The sequence below is a fragment of the Rheinheimera gaetbuli genome (genome assembly GCF_054781935.1).
Genome location: NZ_BAAGTL010000024.1, coordinates 226,994 through 245,515 on the forward strand (window position 1 = coordinate 226,994; position 18,522 = coordinate 245,515).

General features: G+C 51.9%; 13 protein-coding genes. 9 read left to right on the forward strand and 4 right to left on the reverse strand.

Features of this window, described 5'->3' with window-relative positions; translation table 11 throughout:
• Positions 1 to 72 precede the first annotated feature (72 nt).
• The 6 genes from ACYVIC_RS14815 to ACYVIC_RS14840 all read left to right on the forward strand — a co-directional run bounded on the left by ACYVIC_RS14815 (position 73) and on the right by ACYVIC_RS14840 (position 6,787).
• Positions 73 to 747, forward strand: a complete 675-nt coding sequence (locus ACYVIC_RS14815) for an ABC transporter ATP-binding protein (protein WP_460861181.1) — start codon at positions 73 to 75, stop codon at positions 745 to 747.
• Complete coding sequence (locus ACYVIC_RS14820; protein WP_460861183.1) at positions 741 to 1,679, forward strand: HlyD family secretion protein; 939 nt, start codon at positions 741 to 743, stop codon at positions 1,677 to 1,679. Before ACYVIC_RS14815 ends, ACYVIC_RS14820 begins: the two co-directional genes overlap by 7 nt.
• Positions 1,676 to 2,689, forward strand: a complete 1,014-nt coding sequence (locus ACYVIC_RS14825; protein ID WP_460861185.1) for an HlyD family secretion protein — start codon at positions 1,676 to 1,678, stop codon at positions 2,687 to 2,689. The genes ACYVIC_RS14820 and ACYVIC_RS14825 overlap by 4 nt, the downstream gene beginning before the upstream one ends.
• The gene (locus ACYVIC_RS14830) at positions 2,679 to 3,872 is read left to right on the forward strand and encodes an efflux RND transporter periplasmic adaptor subunit (RefSeq protein WP_460861187.1); all 1,194 of its coding nucleotides are present in this window, start codon (positions 2,679 to 2,681) and stop codon (positions 3,870 to 3,872) included. Before ACYVIC_RS14825 ends, ACYVIC_RS14830 begins: the two co-directional genes overlap by 11 nt.
• A complete protein-coding gene (locus ACYVIC_RS14835) occupies positions 3,872 to 5,107 on the forward strand; it encodes an ABC transporter permease (RefSeq protein WP_460861190.1) in 1,236 nt (411 codons plus the stop codon). Before ACYVIC_RS14830 ends, ACYVIC_RS14835 begins: the two co-directional genes overlap by 1 nt.
• A 120-nt stretch (positions 5,108 to 5,227) precedes the next feature.
• Positions 5,228 to 6,787, forward strand: coding sequence for an EAL domain-containing protein (locus ACYVIC_RS14840; RefSeq protein WP_460861192.1), 1,560 nt, complete (start codon positions 5,228 to 5,230; stop codon positions 6,785 to 6,787).
• 24 nt (positions 6,788 to 6,811) lie between these two features.
• Here the strand turns inward: ACYVIC_RS14840 and ACYVIC_RS14845 are convergent, their stop codons facing one another.
• Both ACYVIC_RS14845 and ACYVIC_RS14850 read right to left on the reverse strand, forming a co-directional pair.
• Positions 6,812 to 7,411 carry a redoxin domain-containing protein gene (locus ACYVIC_RS14845; RefSeq protein WP_460861194.1) on the reverse strand — a complete coding sequence of 200 codons (600 nt, stop codon included), beginning with the start codon at positions 7,409 to 7,411 and terminating at the stop codon, positions 6,812 to 6,814.
• Between the two features lie 33 nt (positions 7,412 to 7,444).
• Positions 7,445 to 9,508, reverse strand: a complete 2,064-nt coding sequence (locus ACYVIC_RS14850) for a protein-disulfide reductase DsbD family protein (RefSeq protein ID WP_460861196.1) — start codon at positions 9,506 to 9,508, stop codon at positions 7,445 to 7,447.
• Between the two features lie 219 nt (positions 9,509 to 9,727).
• Here ACYVIC_RS14850 and ACYVIC_RS14855 point away from each other — a divergent pair, with 219 nt between their 5' ends.
• The 3 genes from ACYVIC_RS14855 to msrA all read left to right on the forward strand — a co-directional run bounded on the left by ACYVIC_RS14855 (position 9,728) and on the right by msrA (position 14,569).
• Positions 9,728 to 11,971: a TonB-dependent receptor gene (locus ACYVIC_RS14855; protein WP_460861197.1), complete on the forward strand. Its 2,244-nt coding sequence runs from the start codon at positions 9,728 to 9,730 to the stop codon at positions 11,969 to 11,971.
• Positions 11,972 to 12,116: 145 nt separating this feature from the next.
• A complete protein-coding gene (ltaE, locus tag ACYVIC_RS14860; RefSeq protein ID WP_460861199.1) occupies positions 12,117 to 13,199 on the forward strand; it encodes a low-specificity L-threonine aldolase in 1,083 nt (360 codons plus the stop codon).
• 98 nt (positions 13,200 to 13,297) lie between these two features.
• Entirely contained in the window at positions 13,298 to 14,569 is a 1,272-nt protein-coding gene (gene msrA, locus ACYVIC_RS14865; RefSeq protein WP_460861201.1) for a peptide-methionine (S)-S-oxide reductase MsrA, read from the forward strand.
• A gap of 5 nt (positions 14,570 to 14,574) precedes the next feature.
• Here the strand turns inward: msrA and ACYVIC_RS14870 are convergent, their stop codons facing one another.
• Positions 14,575 to 15,504, reverse strand: a complete 930-nt coding sequence (locus ACYVIC_RS14870) for a DMT family transporter (RefSeq protein ID WP_460861203.1) — start codon at positions 15,502 to 15,504, stop codon at positions 14,575 to 14,577.
• 210 nt (positions 15,505 to 15,714) lie between these two features.
• A complete protein-coding gene (gene ppc, locus ACYVIC_RS14875; protein ID WP_460861205.1) occupies positions 15,715 to 18,345 on the reverse strand; it encodes a phosphoenolpyruvate carboxylase in 2,631 nt (876 codons plus the stop codon).
• Between the last annotated feature and the right edge of the window lie 177 nt (positions 18,346 to 18,522).

The following is an 18,522-nucleotide window of genomic DNA, read 5'->3' on the forward strand; positions in this document are numbered from 1 at the left end:
GTAGCAATACCGCGTTCCAGTTAACGCTACACTGTGGCATCCTGTTTTCTTACAGAATAACAGGATGTTGTGATGATTTTAGCCGAAGGGCTCAGCCGCACATTTGGACAGGGCGAGACCGCAGTTCAGGCATTACGTGATGTTAGCGTTACTATTGCCGAGAACGAATTTGTTGCCATTATGGGCAGTTCTGGCTCGGGCAAATCGACGCTGATGAATATTCTGGGCTGCCTCGACACCCCTAGTTCTGGCAGTTATCAGCTTAATAATCAACTGATAAGCCAACTCGATGATGTGCAACTGTCAGCACTGCGCAACCGGCATATCGGCTTTATTTTTCAGTCTTTTCATTTATTACCGCGCTTAACCGCCGCGCAAAATGTTGCCTTGCCACTGCGCTATAGCGACATAGAGCCCGCAGCCGCATTGGCGCGTGCTAATACGCTATTAGACCAGGTAGGCCTGGGTCACCGCAAAGAACATAAGCCGCATGAAATGTCCGGCGGGCAACGGCAACGGGTTGCCATAGCGCGCGCGTTGGTAAACACACCTAAGGTTATTTTCGCCGATGAACCCACCGGCAATCTCGACAGCAAAACCTCAAAAGAAATCATGCAGTTACTATGTGAATTGCATAATAAAGGCAACACCATAGTAATGGTAACCCATGAAGATGATATTGCCGCCTACGCTAAGCGGGTGATACGGATGCGTGACGGCCAGATTTTAGAGGATAGCCGATGTTAACCACACTTTACGCCGCGCTGGCACTAAGCGCAGCAACAGAGCTGCCGTTGTTACTTAGTGGCACCTTGCAGTCGGCCGACAAACAAAGCGTTGTTTCGCCCATGAGCGACAGCTGGCGTGTGCAAGTGCAGTGGTTACATCCGGAAGACCAGCCGGTAAAACAGGGTGAGCTGATCGCCGTATTTGATGCCGGCAACGTAAAAAGCCAGATAGAGCAACTTAAAAGCACGCTGGTTAACCATGAAGAGCGGTTAAACCAGCTAAAAAGTGAACATAAACAAAAGGTAATGGAAGCCGAGTTCGAGCTGCAACGACAACAGCTGCTGTTAGAAAAAGCCGGCATCGACGCCTCAGTACCGTTGGCTAACCTGAGCCAATACGACTATGAACAGTACCAGTTAGAGTTAAAACGCGCCCGCACAGAAACCAACAAAGCCGCAGAGCAATTGGCTGTTACGCGCATTGTGGCCAATAGTGCCTTAGCTAAGCAGCAACTGCAGATAGACCAAACCCAGGCAGAACTGCAAGATGCGCAAAACCAGCTTAGCCTGATGAGCGTAACGGCGCAGCAGGATGGCACTATCAGTTACGGCACTCATCCGTGGTATGGCAGCAAACTATACGCCGGCGTTACCGCCCAGCCAGGCTGGACTATAGCCGAACTTAACAGCACCAATGACTTGTTTATTGAAGCCTGGGTGCATGAAACCGACGTACCCAGGCTACAGCTGCATACCAGCCTGACCGCCCGCTTTGATGTGATGCCACAGGCCCCTTTTGTACTGCAACTTAGCAGCCTTGCCAACCAGGGTGAAAAACGGCAAAACTGGGGTAATGCCCTGTATTACAAAGCGGTGTTTACCTCTGACCATATGCCGCTGCAGCAACCTATGCTGGGCATGGGATTATTAATAGAGGTAAGCCAGCCATGAGAACACTACCTCAGCTGCTGGCTTTCAGCCTGGTTGCACTGCAACTAAGTGGCTGTCAACCACAGCCAGTTACTGTTGCAAACAACAGTAACCCGCAAATCAGGGCAACCGGTGAGCTCACTGCCGCTACCGCATTTAGAGCCTCACCGCCAAGTGTAAAAAAGCTTTGGCAATACAATATTAAACAGCTAACGCCGGAAAGCAGCCTGCTACAAGCGCAGGATCTGGTGGTGGCCTTTGATGCCCAGAGTTTGGCTGACGATCTGAAGAATAAAACCATTGAGTTGCAAAGCGCCGAGCAGGAACTGGCCAACCGTTTACGCAGCGACGAGCAACGTTTTGAAGAGCTGAAACTGGCATTGGCCGAGCGCAAAATGGAATATGATAAAAATCAGCGCAAAGCCACCATTGTTGATCAGTCGCGGTCTGACAACGACCGGCGCAAAGCACAAATAGATTTCACCATTGCCGACAACCAGCTGAAATTAGCGCAGGCCAGGCTGGCCAGCCATCAACAACAACGCCAGGCCGAAGAGCAAATGCTACTGGCAAAGGTTGCCCGGTTGCGCACCGAAGTTGAAGAACTGAAGAACAGTATCGCCAGCATGCAGGTTAAAGCCCCGTTTGCCGGCGTAATGGTGTATAGCCAGAATTTTGAAGGCGAAAAGTTCTCGGCTGGCGACACAGTGCAGTTTGGCCAACCGGTCGCCGAGATTAGCCAGCTAGACAGCCTGTATGTTAAAGCAGAAATTGATGAGATTGATTTACAACAGCTGCGTGCCGGCCTTAGCGTAGAAGTGACGCTTGATGCCTATCCGGAGCGCCGCTTTAGCGGTGTGCTGCATAGCCTGGGTAATGCCGTGCGGGATAAGTCACGCGATAATTTGCGCCGGGTAGTCGATGCCAGAGTTAATCTGCACAGCCTGGATACCGACATTATGCGCCCGGGTATGACGGCGCGGCTGACGATCAACCTTGGCAATACCGATGGAGTAGCCGATGCGCATTAACCATTCGCTGCCTGCCGTGTTGGCAGCGCTGTGCATTGTTTCCTGCAGCGAACCCGCATTGCAGGTACCCTTGTATCAGCTTAAAAATGACACCCTCATACACAGCGTTAATGCCGAGGGTGAATTGTTTGCCGTTAATTCGGTGAGCATTAGTGCCCCGGGCACGTTGCAGGGGCCGCGTTTTATCGCCTCGCTGACCAGCGAGTACAGTGAAGTACAAGCCGGAGACATTGTTGTCACCTTTGATGCCAGCCAGTTAAAAAAAGCCAAAGTAAAAGCCAGTACCGGGCTGGGTGCGGTAGTGGCCGACGAGCAACAAAAACAAGCTGAACAACTAAAAGAGCAAACCACACTGGGGCTGGAGCAGCGCTTAATCGGCCACGAGTTTAGCTTTGCGGAGCGCTTTACTATCGATGATGTACAGATCCGCTCGCGGCTGGAAATTATCGATTCTATGCAAAACAAAGAATACCTCGGCGACAAACAGGCCTACTTAGGCTGGCAGGAACAAAGCTTCAGCCAACGCAGCCAGGGCGAATTAGAGCTGCTGCAGCTACAACGTGGCCAGCAGCAAAGCCTGTTGCAGCAAGCCGAAACCGGATTGGAGCAACTCGAGGTGCGGGCGCCACATCAGGGCATTATCTTGTATGAAACAAATTGGCGCGGTGAAAAGCCAGAAGTAGGCGGTATGGTATTTCCCGGCCATCGCATCGGCAGTATTCCGGATCTTAGCCTGCAGCATCTTAAACTGCATGTGATAGAGCAGGAAGCCGTTGGCCTGCTGCCTGGGCAACAGGTCAACTTTTCATTAACGGCCTGGCCCGATGAAACATTAAGTGGGCAAATTGTCTCTGTTGCCCCGGTGGCACAGTCGCGTGAGCGCCGTGACCCGCGTAAGTATATTGAAGTACGCGTAGCGCCCAACGCCCAGGACCCGCGGTTTTTACCTGGTAATAAGGTGCGGGCAACCATCGTAGTGAATACGCTGCCCAAGGTCATACAGGTGCCGTTGCAGGCCATCTTCAGCGAGCAACAACAACTCTATGTGTATAAACGCCAGCAAGCGGGCTTTGTTAAGCAAGTTATTCAAATCGGCACTAAAAGCCTGAGCCATGCGCAAGTTCTGGAGGGCCTGCAACAGGGCGATGAAGTTGCGCTGATTAAACCGGAGTCAATAAACTGATGAAAGCCACGGCCCTGCTCAACGATACGCTGGCAGAACTGGCGCAGCATAAACTGCGCACTTTTCTGACATTACTGGGCATGATTTTCGGTGTGGGTGCCGTCATCGCCATGCTGAATATTGGTGAAGGTGCTGAGCGCGAAGCACTGAAAACCATCGAAACCATGGGCCTGCGCAATCTTATTGTCGAAGGCCGCAGTTTTGACGAAAAGATACTGCAAGAGCAACGCAAACATTCGCTGGGATTAAACCAAAGTGATATTGATATAGCCGTAGCCACCATTGGCGGTATTACCGCCTATAGTGCCGAACGCAAACTAGACACCCACTCACTATACAGCCATCAGGGTAAAAGCGATGGCAGCGCTATTGGTATTTCACCCAGTTATATGCAGCTGAGCAAGCTGCAATTTGCCGCCGGGCGCAACTTTACCGAGCGGGAAAACCGCTATGCCGCTCAAGTGGCTATTTTGGGGGCCCGGGTGGCGCAAAGCCTGTTTCCAAACGGTGATGCGCTGGGCAAACCGGTTAAAGTCAATCATGTCTGGTTGCAGGTTGTTGGTGTGCTGGCCGAACCCTATGCTGGCAGTGATGAGTTTCAGGGCATAAAATTGGGCGGCGAACAAAACCAGTTGTTTATGCCACTGCTGACCGCACAAAGCCGGTTTAAAGCGGCACCCTTAAGTGCAGAGCTTACCTCATTCCGCTTACAGCTGGCCGAAGATGCCAACAGCGCATTAAGCGCCAAGGCCTTGGATGCGTTATTAAAGCAACGTCATAACGACATTGACGATTACAATATTGTCGTGCCCGCTGCACTGCTGGCACAGCAAAAGCAAACCCAGCAGATTTTCAATATTGTTATGTCCTGTGTTGCCGGTATTTCACTGTTGGTGGGCGGTATCGGTATTATGAATATCATGCTGGCGACAGTATTAGAACGCACCAAAGAAATCGGCTTGCTACGTGCCATTGGCGCCACCCAGCGCGATATTAAATTGCAGTTTGTCGCAGAAAGCTTTGCCATTGCAATCCTGGGCGGCTTACTGGGCATTGTGTTTGGCATTCTGTTGTCTGAGCTTATTGCATTTTATTCTGATTGGGCCGTAAGCTGGTCGCTGCTGGCAATTGTGTTGTCGTTTAGCATTTGCGCACTTATTGGTATTGCTTTTGGTGTTTATCCGGCGATAAAGGCGTCCAGGCTCGACCCCATCAGCGCATTACAAAGTGAATAATACCAAAAGCCCATTAAACGCAAAAGTAAACCGCTGGTTACATTTTTGCGCTGTACCTGAAAGGCCTTAATACGGTAAGCTACCGCCTAGACGTTGCCGCTATTGTGGTATGAGGTAAGTTTGACACACTGGGTTTATCACCGATATTTTGCTGCAGCAGTGGCGTTGTTTACCGCCGTCAGCCTCTGTACCTTGCTGGCATTTGCCGTTAGCAGCGCTGTGCATTTTAGCCTGAAGCAAAGTGCGCAACGCTATCTTGCCAAAGTTGATGATATTGCCCGCGAAACTCAACATACACTGGATCTGCTTAACAACAGGCCGCCCCATAGCTGCAGTGCAGCTGACTTGGCCAGCATGCGCCGCGTACTCATTAGCGCCCGCCACATTCGCGACATTACCTATTACCAAAACGATGCGGCGTTTTGCTCGGCCAGTGCCGGTAAGTTGCCAGCACCACTACAACCGGCCGAACCTGACTTTTATTCGCTGCAAAACAGCAGCATCTGGCTGGACCAACCACTGGGTGATAGCAGCCAACAGCTTACCGGCACTGTGGTGCGACAACAGCGTTATAGTGTCAGCATTGTCAGTAACATCGATAGCACAGCACCGCGGCACGATGTACGCTGGCAAACCGTAAATATTGCTGGCAAAACTCCGGCAGCCATTGCCGGTGACAAAGGTTTGTATCAACCCGGGCTAGCACAGCCTGCGTTGGCGCGTTTAAGCTGGCCGCATTATGTTTATCAGCAATGCAGCGACATTTCGCGCTTTTGTCTGACGCAGCAGTTTAGTTTTTATCGCTTGTGGCAAAATTATCCGTTACAAACCGCAGTGGTAACCTTCGCGCTATTAGCATTAAGCGCTCTGGCCTGGTTTGGTTGGCGCCAATTGGCAATACGTCGCCACAGCTTACGTTATCGCGTACGTAACGGCTTAAAAAAAGGCTACTTTTCGGTTGTTTTTCAACCCATCATTAATTTAAAACAACATACTGTTACCGGTTGTGAAGTGCTGGCACGTTATCAAGACCCGCTGGGTAGTGTAAGCCCGCAGCAGTTTATTCCGCTGTTAAGCCAACTGGGCTTAAGCGCCAAATTTACCTGCTTTATTGCCAAAGAGGCGCTAAGCCAACTAAGCACGCTAGCTAATTTACCCGAACAATTTCATCTATCAATTAACGTTTACCCGCAAGATATCGCCAGCGGCCAAATCCTGGCACTGTTGCAATTGCCTGAAGTGCAGCAACGCCGGATCAAACTGGTACTGGAAATTACTGAGCAGCAAGAACTAAGCTACACACGCGCTACTGCAAACCTGGCGCAGTTAAAAGCGGCAGGCCTGCAATTGTCTATCGACGACTTTGGCACCGGCTACTCCAATCTAACCAGCCTGCGCTCACTCAACGCCGATTACCTGAAAATAGATAAAAGTTTTATTCAGGACATGGAGGCCGACAGCATTAAATCGACACTGATCCCGAAAATACGTGATATTGGCCAACTGCTGCATTACAGCATCGTAGCCGAGGGTATAGAAAAGGCGGCACAGGCCGAGCTGCTGCGCGCCTTGGGAATAGACTTAGGCCAGGGCTGGTATTTTGCCAAAGCCATGCCAACAGCCGAATTTAACGACTGGCTGCAGCAGTTTGCCGACAGCCAGCCGCGCAAAGCCAGTTAATACAAAAGCTGCTCTCTGTGTTGCCTAATACTTGATACTACAACCATAAGGTTTGCTTACTGCCGGGTCGGGCTTTTCACCTTTTAGTACCGCCTTTGCGGCATTAGCAAAATAGGGTGTGGCTTTGGCGATATCATCTACTTTCGCCGACGGTATACTGTCGATGCCGCCCATATACTGCAATACGCCAGCTTTATCTATCACGTACATATGCGGCGTGGTTTTGGCGTCATAAGCCTTACCTACTACGCCACTCTCGTCAAACACTACTGCGGTGGGCATGGCACTGCGGCTGGCGGTTAGCTCGTCGGCTTTCGCGCCACTAACATGGCCCTGTTTGCCGGGTGCTGAGGAGATCACGCTTAGCCACACCACATCTTGCGCTGTCATCTCGGCCTGTAGCGCCTGCATATTGCCGCTGTAGTGTTTTACCACAAAGGGGCAATCATGGTTGGTCCACTCCAGCACCACATTTTTACCGGCAAAATCTTTTAAGCTATGGCTGTTGCCTTTGCTATCGACCACGGTAAAGTCCGGGGCAGGTGCGCCTATTTGTGGTGCTGCGGCCAGCCCCAGCGAAAACATAGCAGCAGACGCTGCCAGAACCAGTTGTGCTAATTTCATCTGCGTTACTCCTGTTTTATCGTGTTACACACATTAAGGTTGCCGACTTAGCTGCTGCAGCGTGTGCTGTAGCGTGTCGGGGGTTAAAATTTGCGGCAGCACTTCGGGCGGCTGCCCCGGCCAGTACAACACATACAGCGGCACGCCATCACGCTGATACAGCCGTAAATATTCTGTTATTGCCGCATCGCGCAGTGTCCAGTCGCCTTTTAAGTACGTTACATCATACAGCGCCAGCGCTGCCTTACTGCTTTCGGTATTTAACGCTACGCGCTCATTTACCAAACAGGTGATACACCAGTCGGCGGTCATATTCACCAGCACCGGCTTACCCTCTGCGCGCAGTTGCTGCAGGGTTGCTGCCGACCAGCTTTGCCAGTGCGCATTGTTTTGTTTTTCAGCCGGCGTACTGGCTTGTTGTGGCGCTAACGCTGGCAACAGCAACGCCAGCAGTAACATTAACAGCGCCAGCAATGCCGTTAACATCCCAGCCTGCGCCAGTTGTTTGCGGCCCCATAACCAGCACGCTGCAGCAATACACACAACGCCAAATAACAGCAGCGCCTGGGCATCGACGCCACTTTGCCGGCCATAGACCCACAGCAACCACACGGCACTTAAATACAGCGGATAGGCCAGCCACTGCTTTAACGTGTCCATCCAGGCGCCCGGCTTCGGTAGCAGACGGCCAACCCCGGGCACATAAGCCAGCAGCAAAAACGGCAGCGCCATGCCCAGGCCCAAAGCGACAAACACCAGTAGCGCCACTACCGCATTTTGGCTTACCGCATAGCCTAAGGCCGCCCCCATAAAGGGCGCAGTACAAGGGCTGGCAACCACCACGGCCAATACGCCGGTAAAAAAGGCACCTTTGCCACCTTTAGCACTGGCCAGACTGCCACCGGCATTCATCAAACCCAGACCAAATTGCACCACGCCGGATAAACTCAGCCCCAGTGCAAACAGCAGATAAACCAGCAACGCCACCAGATAAGGGCTTTGCAATTGAAACCCCCAACCCACGGCTGCACCGGCAGTGCGCAACACGATCAGTACGCTGGCCAGGGCCACAAAACTCAGTATAACGCCGGTACTATAAAGCAAGGCTTCGCGCCGTTGCGCCCGGGGCTCGCCGCTGTTACTGGCAATGCTAAGCGCTTTTAATGACAACACCGGAAATACGCAAGGCATTAAATTTAATAACAAGCCACCGATTGCCGCCATCAGCAATACTAACCACAGCGCTGTGCTGCTTTGCTGGCTGCCAGTGATCAAAATGTCTGCCGAGCTCTGCGCAGCCCGGCTAAGCTGCACACTATATGACGAGGTATCGCTAACGAGCACCAACTCCAGTTGCTCTGGCGCGGCAGTAAAGTAGGTATTCAGCGGTTGCTGTAATAGCAACTGTTGGCCTTGCTGGCTGATCTGTTGGCTGGCGGCATGATCGACCAGCTCTGCTGTTGCGACAAAAAAAGCACGAATATTAGCAGCTGGCAGCCAGTCTATCATGGCAGAAAAGGCGCCACCGGAGGTGTCAAAGGTGCCGCTAACACTAAGTGGCTGAGGTAGCTTTTGCTCAGCCTGATTAAACAACCCCTGATAACCATCTGCCACTATGGCCTGGTTGCCAACCGGCAAACTCAGACTAAATTGCGCCTCGGCCGGGATACACACTTCCTCGCATACCAGCCAGTCTACCTGCAGCTGTATCGGCAGGCTGTCAGCATTGTAATCAGCCGGAATTTGCAGTTCGGTTAGCAACACTGTAGCACCGGCAAAGCCATAATTTACCAGCGGCGGGATCACAAAAGCCTGTGGCGTGGGCCATTGTATAGCCCCTGCAGCTACCCCTGCAGGCAACTGCCAGTTTAAGCTGGTAGGCAAGCCAGAATCGCCGGGGTTTTGCCAGTAAGTATGCCAGTGCTGGTCTGGCACAAAATGCAGCGCCAGCCGCAGGCTTTGCCCGGCTGTAATCTGCTGATACTCACTAACAAGTTCAGCTTTAAGCTGTTTTGCTGGTTGCCAGCCGGTACTGACGGCTTGCACACTATTAAACAAGCCACAACTGAACAGCAGCAAAAATATTAAGCTGCGCATGACATTCTCAAAAATTTTTTTGTAATACGAGCCTACACTGCTTTAGTTCAAAACACCGCCGAATTTGTAACAAACTTACGCCAGTTTGAGCATTTTGCACGACAAACTGCTATATTAGCCAAGGTTTATACGTAACTTAAGCTGTGGTCACTCCAGCAAACTCATCGTTACTAAACACACACAATATAAACGTAAACTCTCAATATAAGGTTCACCTTAATGAAGCTATTTACTCCGTCAGCCTTATCTGCAGCTATGCAAGCTGCTCTGTTCGGTGCAGCTGTTGGCCTTTCTCCTGTGCTGATGGCGCAGGAAAGTGACAAGGGCCAGAATGCAAAAGAACAGGAACTGGAAACCATTACCGTTACCGCGCAAAAACGCAGCCAAAGTATTCAGGAAGTGCCCATTTCTATCGCTACCTTATCGGGCGAAAAATTTGACGCTATTTTTGCATCCGGTGATGACATTACCGCACTGGCCATTAAGGTACCGGGTTTATACGCCGAAACCTCAAACGGCCGGGCAGCACCGCGCTTTTATATCCGTGGTTTAGGCAACACTGACTTTGACTTAGCCGCCTCACAACCAGTGTCCATTATTATGGACGAGGTGGTAATGGAAAACGTGATTTTAAAAAGCTTCCCGCTGTTTGACGTGCAGCAGGTAGAGGTGATCCGTGGCCCACAAGGCACACTATTCGGCCGCAACACTACCGCCGGTATTATTAAATTCGATAGCGTAAAACCGCGCCAGGAATTTGATGCCTATGTTAAAACAACCGCCGGCACTTTAGGCCAGTTTAACCTGGAAGGTGCTGTGGGTGGTGGTTTAACCGACGAGCTATCAGCGCGTTTATCGCTATTGTCACAGCACCGCAGCGACTGGGTAGATAACAGCTTTAGCGGCGAAAACGATGCCATGGGCGGTTACACTGAACGGGCCGGCCGTTTGCAACTGCTGTGGGAAAGCAGTGATTTCGATGCCCTGTTAAATGTACATAGTCGCAACTATGATGGCACCTCCAGTTTGTTCCGGAAAAACATCCTGACGCCAGGCAGTGACCAGCTGAACAGCAATTATGATCGCGACAGCGTAGCTTACGACAACCCCACTGCAAACAGCCAAAGTTACGATGCCTGGGGCGCCTCGTTAAAACTGGATTTTCAGTTTGACGGCATGACGCTTACCAGCATTTCAGCCATGGAACGTGCAGATGGTGGCGGTATTGGTGATATCGATGGCGGTAACCCTGCAGAAGCGGGCTTTGCCCAGGTTGACAGCGCCGTAACAGAAGACCAGTTAAAAGCGTTAAAGCAATACACCCAGGAAATCCGCTTAGCCAGTGACACCAACGATGCCTTAAGCTGGCAGGTCGGTGGCTTTTACTTTGACTCTACCTTTGGCGTAAACAGTATTGATGGTTTCTTCGGTGCTACCGAAGTATTTCACGGCAATACCAGCTGGGCGCTGTTCGGCCAGACATCGTACAAAGTAAACGATAAGCTGGATATCACCGGCGGTATCCGTTATACCGACGATATTAAAACCTTCTCGGTTGGCCAGCAAAACGTCGATGGTTTCGCCGTGGTTATCGGCTTTGCTGAAGAGCAATATTATGCGCCGATTAAAGTATCAGACGACAATATCAGCTGGGAGCTCAGCGCTAACTATCGTTTAACCGATAAAACCAGCCTGTTTGCCCGCGTAGCAGATGGCTTCCGCGCCCAGTCTATTCAGGGCCGCGACGTCGCTTTTGAAGCGCCACCGTCTGTAGCTAAGTCAGAAACTATTTTCTCCTATGAAGTAGGGATGAAATCTGATTTGCTAAACAACACCTTACGCCTGAATACCGCGCTGTTTTACTACACCATTGATGATATTCAATTGTCAGCCATTGGCGGCACAACCCAGGGCAACCAGTTGATCAATGCTGACAAAGGCGTCGGATACGGCTTCGAGTTTGACTTTGATTACCGTGTGCTACCCAATCTGAGCGTTGGCGGTGGCTTTAGCTACAATAATACTGAGTTACAAGACGACAACTTAACAGTAGCGCCTTGTGGTTCAGGCCTGTGTACTGTGCTGGACCCGCGAAATGCACAAAACCTGGCACTGATTGACGGCAACCCGTTCCCTCAGGCACCGGAAACCATTCTGACGCTGAATGCCCGTTACGATTTCCCAATCCAAAGCGGTGAAATCTATTTCTATGGCGACTATCAGCTGCAGGGTAAAACTAACCTGTTCCTGTATGAGTCTGCCGAATTTAAGTCGAACAACAACTACGAAGCTGGTTTACGTGTAGCCTATATTAACTACGACAATAACTACGAAGTAGGCGTATTTGGCCGCAATATCACCGACAAAGACAACCTGAAAGGCGCTATCGATTTTAGTAACCTGACCGGTTTTGTTAACGAGCCGCGTACCTTTGGTGTCGACTTTAAGATTAATTTTTATTAATCGCTAAGCTACCAACTAAAAGCCGGTTCGTCTGTGTTGGGCGAACCGGTTTAACCCAGCGAATAATTCTGCACTTTAACCCATTCTGATTGCACAACCTTAACCAGCACCTTAGTCTGTCTGCAGCATAATTGTGGAGCACACTATGGCGGATTTTCGCAGCGATACCGTAACCCAACCCTCTGTTGCAATGAAACAACGTATGCTCAGCGCACCGCTGGGCGATGATGTGTTTAACGACGACCCCACTACACTGGAATTACAGCGCTATGCAGCAGAGCTGCTGGGCTTTGAAGCCGCTTTATTTGCGCCCAGCGGCACCCAAACCAACCTGATTGCCATGATGAGCCATTGCCAGCGCGGCGATGAGGCCATCGTCGGCCAGCAGTGGCACACCTACAAATGGGAAGGCGGCGGCATGGCGGTACTGGGTTCTATTCAGCCACAGCCTCTGGAATTACAAGCCGATGGCACCCTGGCGCTAAGCGATATTGCCGCAGCGATAAAGCCGGACGACCCGCACTTTGCCCGCACGCGCCTTATCGTGATTGAAAACAGCGTTGGCGGTAAGGTATTGCCGCTTAGCTATATGCGCGCTGTCGCCCAATTAGCGGAAAATAAAGGCTTAAATTGCCATATCGACGGCGCACGCTTAATGAACGCCGCGGTAGCCTTAGCACCTAAGCATGGCATGGCGCCGCAGCAAATGGCGCGAGAGCTATGCCAGGGCTATGACTCGGTGTCGCTATGTTTATCTAAGGGCTTGGGCTGCCCGGTCGGCTCATTATTGCTGGGCTCGCATGCTTTTATTGCCCGCGCTAAACGCGTGCGCAAAATGCTCGGTGGCGGTATGCGACAGACGGGCATTTTAGCCGCCGCCGGTTTATATGCGCTGGAAAATAATATCAACAGGTTAGCCGATGATCATGCCAATTGCCGGCGTTTAGCCGACGGTTTAACACACTTAGCCCAGCAGCTACCAGCATTGCAGGGCAAACTGACGGCGCTGCCGGTGCAAACCAATATATTGTTTACTGATGTCGAATTACAGTTAGCCGAGCAACTGCTACCCTACCTGGCTGAGTGCGGTATCAAACTCACCGGCAGCAATTATCAAAGCGCCAACGGTAATATTAAACGCCTGCGCTGGGTGTGCCATCTGGATATCAGCCATGATGATATCGAACGCACGCTGCAAGCTGTGGCAAAGTTTGCTGAACAACCTTAACGAGAACCGGCTTGGGCTAAGGCAACCGTTGAAAGCATTTGCACCTTTTGCCTGTCTATTGCGTATAACCCACTACGTGATAACAGGCAGAGGTAATTATGGCCCTATCTTCCATATTAAAATTGTGTGCTGGCGCTTTGTTGCTGGGTAGCACAGCACAGGCCAACAGCGATAGCATGCCAGCCACCACCCATCTTGATAGTATCGTCGTCGGTGCCGGCTGCTTTTGGGGCGTGGAAAAACGCTTTGAAGCAATGCCAGGCGTAGTCGACGCCGTGTCTGGCTATGCCGATGGCAGCGGTGTCGAGCCAACGTATCGCGCTATTACGCAGCGGCGTAATCAGCACAACCCGAATAACCATGCCGAAGTAGTTAAAGTGAGTTTTAACCCGGCACAAATCAGCCTGACAACTTTGCTGCAGCGTTATTTTGAAATGCATGACCCGACCCAGCTTAACCGGCAGGGTAATGATATTGGTACCCAGTACCGCTCAACTATTCTGACTAACAGCCAAACGCAATACGACACAGCGCAACAGGTGATGGCAGCATACCAGCCTCTGCTGACCCAAGCCGGTTTTGGCGCCATTGCCACGCAAATTAAGCCACTACGCCAGTTTTTTCCGGCCGAGCAATACCATCAGGATTACATTGCTAAAAACCCCAACGGTTACTGCCCGGATCACAGCACCGGCGTTCGGTTTGCCAGCGACAACAAGGCGCAAACCGCGGCGGTGGATAACAGCGCCTTGCTACACGGTAAGCACATTCTGGTGATAGATTCACAGAGCTATTGCCCGTACTGCGAAAAGTTTAAAGCAGATGTTGGCAATAGCTACAGCGGCGATATTGCATTGCATTACCGCTACGCCAGTCAGTTGCAGGGCCTGAGTATCAGCTCACCAACCTGGGCTACACCGACCCTTATTTTGCTGGAAAATGGCAAGGAAGTGTTTGGCCGCCAGGGTTATTTAAGCCCGGACGAGTTTTATCTGCTGCTAGGCAAATTTAAGCTCGGCGACAGCGAAGCCTTTAATGTCGCGTTTGACAAAGGCACCGACGCGCGCTTTTGTCAGCAGTATGAAATCTTTAAAAACACCCCGGACGGCATTTTTGTTGATAAATTGAGCGGCGCGCCGTTATTCGACACCCGCAACCGCTTTGACTCTGGCACCGGCTGGTTGTCGTTTACCCAAGCAGTAGACGGCGCCGTAATTGAAAAACCGGATAACCGCTATGGCATGCGCCGCACTGAAATTCGTGCCAAGGTATCCGGCATACACTTAGGCCATGTATTTAACGATGGTCCAAATGGCAGGCCGCGCTACTGTATTAACGCCACCGTACTGAATTTTGTGCCCCGGGGTTAACCGGCTTACAACCTTACCGCATCGGCCACAGCGACAACAGCCCTGGCCGGTTTATGCCGCAGCGCCAGCAACAAGCCGGTAGCAATAATCAGCAGCACCCCGCCAAGTTGCAGCGTGCTTAAGCTTTCATTGAACAGCAACCAACCGGCCAGTATTACCGTGACTGGTTCCAGATACGCCAGGGTGGCGTACACCCGGGTGGGTAAATGTTGCAGCGCAATAATGGCGCAGTAAATGGCAATAAAGCCCGGGAAGATACCAGCCAGCGCTATCCAAAGCAGATCGTCTGCCTGCGGCATCTGCATCGAGGTTAAAAACGGTAGCACGCAGCAAGCACCAATAATAAGCTGGTAAAAAGTACGTTGCAGTTGCGAATGCGCCGGCAAGGCGCGGCGGTTTAGTAGCAAAAAGCCGCTGTAACACAATAGCGACAGCAAGCCACATAACAACCCGGGTAACTGACTGGCGTCGAGCACTAAATCAAACTTAAACTGCTGTAACATAGCAAAGCCAAGAAACGACAGCAAAATCAGGCTGCTATCGGGCAGGTCGAGTTTTTCCTGCAATAGCCAGTGCGCAATAAACGCCGACAACGGCGGCGCCAGATACACCAGCATAATGGCATTAGCCAGACTGATATATTCAATGGCGCTTAGAAAGCTCAGCATAAAACCGGCCAGCAGCACACCATTTACCGCCATGCGCCAGTCGGGTTTGCCTTTTAGCAGCGCAAGCCGGCCGCTTATGCCGACAAACAGCAGCAAACAGAGCGCGCCAACCGCCAGCCGGTAAAAGGTTAACTCAGCCGCAGCAAGGCCACTAAAGCGGGCAATAATACCACTGCTGGCCATCGCCACCGCCGAAACCAATGCCAGTAACGCATAAGTGAGCATAATACCCGATTGTCCTGTGTCATCGGGATTCGGCTCACTCACACCGACACGCCATAAATACGTCCCTGTAGGCTCGAATTATAAACTTCATCCCTGAAGTTTATCCTTACGGACCAGCAGAGCTGTTCAAATTCGCTCCGGACGAATTTGTCGGCGTCCATGCCGTCAACGGTCGGCTTAGAGTAAACCCAATCCCTTCGCCTTAATTCCAGCTCACATTATGCTGGTTCTGCATTTAATAAACGAGATGGCCTAACCCGAATTTCGCATACCGGCAGCGATACCGGCTATGGTGACCATTAAAGCACGGCTAATGGTCGGGCTTACCCGCTCTGGTTGGTGCCTTACCCGATGCAACAGCTCGGCTTGCAGGATATGCAGCGGGTCGACATAGGTATTGCGCAGCATTATCGACTCTCTAATCCAACTTTCTTTCGCCATTAGCGTATCGCTGTGAATAAGCTTTAGCAGCAGCTCGCGATCGGCTGTCAGTTGGGCGCGCAGTTGCTGGCCTAAGTGCTTTAACTCATCCGGCACCAGCACTTTGTCGTAATAAGCGGCAATATCGCTGTCGGCCTTTAAAAACACCATTTCCAGCATCGACATACGGGTGGCGAAAAACGGCCACTGCTGCTGCATTTCATCCAGCAATGCGGCGTTATCCTGCTCAGCGGCTTTCGCCAGCGCCGAGCCGGCACCGAGCCAGGCTGGCAGCATTAAGCGGTTTTGCGACCAGGCGAATATCCATGGAATTGCCCGCAGGCTTTCTACGCCACCGGTCGGGTTACGTTTGGCCGGCCGGCTGCCGAGTGGCAACTGGCCCAGCTCTTGCTCGGGCGTGGCGGCGCGAAAGTACGGCACAAAGTCTTGGTTGTGGCGCACCACAGCGCGGTAGGCCTCGCAGGAGCCTTCTGCCAGCTGGCTCATCAGCTCGCGCCAGCTTTGTTTAGGTACCGGCGGCGGTAACAGCATGCCTTCGAGCACGGCACTGGCATACAGCGCCAGGCTGCGCTCGGCCAATTGCGGCAAACCGAATTTAAAGCGGATCATCTCGCCCTGCTCGGTTACCCGCAAACCGCCGGCCAGCGAGCCCGGTGGCTGCGATAAAATTGCCGCATGCGCCGGGCCGCCGCCACGGCCGATAGTGCCGCCACGGCCATGGAACAGCGTCAGCTGCACCTTGGCTTGCTGGCAAATGGCCACTAAAGCTTCCTGTGCACTGTACTGCGCCCAGGCTGCGGCAAATACACCGGCGTCTTTGGCCGAGTCGGAGTAGCCAATCATCACTTCCTGTTTACCATTGATGTAACCGCGGTACCAGTCGATGCTAAGCAGTTTGCGCATACAATCGGGCGCGTTTTGTAAGTCGCTTAAGGTTTCAAACAGCGGTGCCACCGGCATTGGAAAGCTAATGCCGGCTTCTTTTAACAGTAACTGCACAGCCAGCACGTCAGATGGTTTGCCGGCCATAGAAATAACATAGGTGCTTAGCGCCTCACTGCCATGGCAGGCGACGATATCGCAGGTATCCAGCACCTCCTGTACATCGGCCGACGGCTGCCAGCTTTTCGGAAACAGCGGCCGGCGGTTGGCCAGCTCGGCCAGTAAAAACGCCTGGCGCGCGCTTTCGTCCCAGGCGCTATAATCACCCAGCCCCAAGTGCTGGGTTAATTCAGCAAAGACCTGAGCATGACGACCGGCATCCTGGCGGATATCCAGCTTTAACAGGGTGACACCAAAAGCATAGGCACGGCGCAAGGTATCAAGCAGCCGGCCATTGGCAATGACCGCCATACCGCAGTCGAGCAATGACTGATAACACAGCAGCAAGGGTTCAAGTAATTGCTGGTTGTGCCAGATCAGATCTTGCGGCCGCTGCAAGCGGTCATGCTTCAGCGCTTCGGTCAACCAATCGCGGCTTCGCAGCAGACCACTACGAAGTTGATTCAGCACCACGCGATAGGGCTCGTTTGCCTCACCCGCGGCTTGCCGTAGCGCACTGTTGGCCTGATACATCGACAACTCACTGCTGAGAAAATCCAGATCGGCGGCGAATAAGTCGGCCGCTTTCCAGCGGCTCAGCAGCAATACCTGGCGGGTAACCTTAGCGGTAACAAAGGGGTTGCCGTCACGGTCACCGCCCATCCAGGAAGAAAACTTCACCGGCGCGGCATTAAGCGCCAGCCCTTTGCCCGTTGCGCTAACCAGCTTGGTATCCAGTTCACGTAAAAAGTCCGGTATGGCCTGCCACAGCGAGCTTTCAATTACCGCAAAGCCCGATTTAGCCTCGTCTACCGGCGTTGGCCGCTGTTCACGAATTTCATTGGTGTGCCAGGCCTGAGCAATCAGTTCACTTAGCCGCAGCTCAACCCGCTGCTGCTGGGTTGCTGTTAAGTCTTGCTCTAACTCGGTTAAGCAGCCAGCAATTTCGGTCAGTTTATGAATAAGGGTACGCCGCGATACTTCGGTCGGGTGTGCAGTAAGTACCAGCTCTATCGATAAACTGGCCACTGCCTGTTGCACCTTCGCCGTATCCAGTTGCTTTTCATCAAGCAAACTAAACAGCTCTTGCAATGGCTCAGGCTTTTCAATGCTGGCGTGGCCAATACGGCTAATGCTGTGATGCTGCTCGGCTAAGTTGGCTAAATTTAAAAATTGGGCAAAGGCGCGGGCTACCGGCAGCAGCTCGTCATCAGACAAACTTTGCAGTACCTGTTTTAACTGGTCGGCCTGCAGCTCTTCCCCCTGGCGCGCAGCTTTGGATAGCTGACGAATTTGCTCTACCCGCTCCAACAAGGCATCGCCTAACTGGCTGCGAATAGTGTCGCCAAGCTTAGTACCCAATAAACCCACATTGGCTTTTAGTGCTGCATAATGGTCCATTTTAGTTACCTCAGTTACCCTGTGTTTTACCACCCTAGCCTGTAATCAATTGGTACTCAACACTGATTGATTACAAAACGGGCAACGAAATTGGTAATACCAAATAACCAAAAAATCAGAAATAGAAAAAGCCCGCATGAGCAGCGGGTTGTTAGCATGATAAAATGGCAACATTTT

Excerpts from the sequence above, each read along its gene's own strand:
- ACYVIC_RS14845 (WP_460861194.1), bottom strand. The coding sequence starts at position 7,411 with ATGAAATTAGCACAACTGGTTCTGGCAGCGTCTGCTGCTATGTTTTCG.
- ppc (WP_460861205.1), bottom strand. The coding sequence starts at position 18,345 with ATGGACCATTATGCAGCACTAAAAGCCAATGTGGGTTTATTGGGTACT.
- ACYVIC_RS14815 (WP_460861181.1), top strand. The coding sequence starts at position 73 with ATGATTTTAGCCGAAGGGCTCAGCCGCACATTTGGACAGGGCGAGACC.
- msrA (WP_460861201.1), top strand. The coding sequence starts at position 13,298 with ATGGCCCTATCTTCCATATTAAAATTGTGTGCTGGCGCTTTGTTGCTG.
- ACYVIC_RS14835 (WP_460861190.1), top strand. The coding sequence starts at position 3,872 with ATGAAAGCCACGGCCCTGCTCAACGATACGCTGGCAGAACTGGCGCAG.
- ACYVIC_RS14850 (WP_460861196.1), bottom strand. The coding sequence starts at position 9,508 with ATGCGCAGCTTAATATTTTTGCTGCTGTTCAGTTGTGGCTTGTTTAAT.
- ACYVIC_RS14825 (WP_460861185.1), top strand. The coding sequence starts at position 1,676 with ATGAGAACACTACCTCAGCTGCTGGCTTTCAGCCTGGTTGCACTGCAA.
- ACYVIC_RS14820 (WP_460861183.1), top strand. The coding sequence starts at position 741 with ATGTTAACCACACTTTACGCCGCGCTGGCACTAAGCGCAGCAACAGAG.
- ltaE (WP_460861199.1), top strand. The coding sequence starts at position 12,117 with ATGGCGGATTTTCGCAGCGATACCGTAACCCAACCCTCTGTTGCAATG.
- ACYVIC_RS14855 (WP_460861197.1), top strand. The coding sequence starts at position 9,728 with ATGAAGCTATTTACTCCGTCAGCCTTATCTGCAGCTATGCAAGCTGCT.
- ACYVIC_RS14830 (WP_460861187.1), top strand. The coding sequence starts at position 2,679 with ATGCGCATTAACCATTCGCTGCCTGCCGTGTTGGCAGCGCTGTGCATT.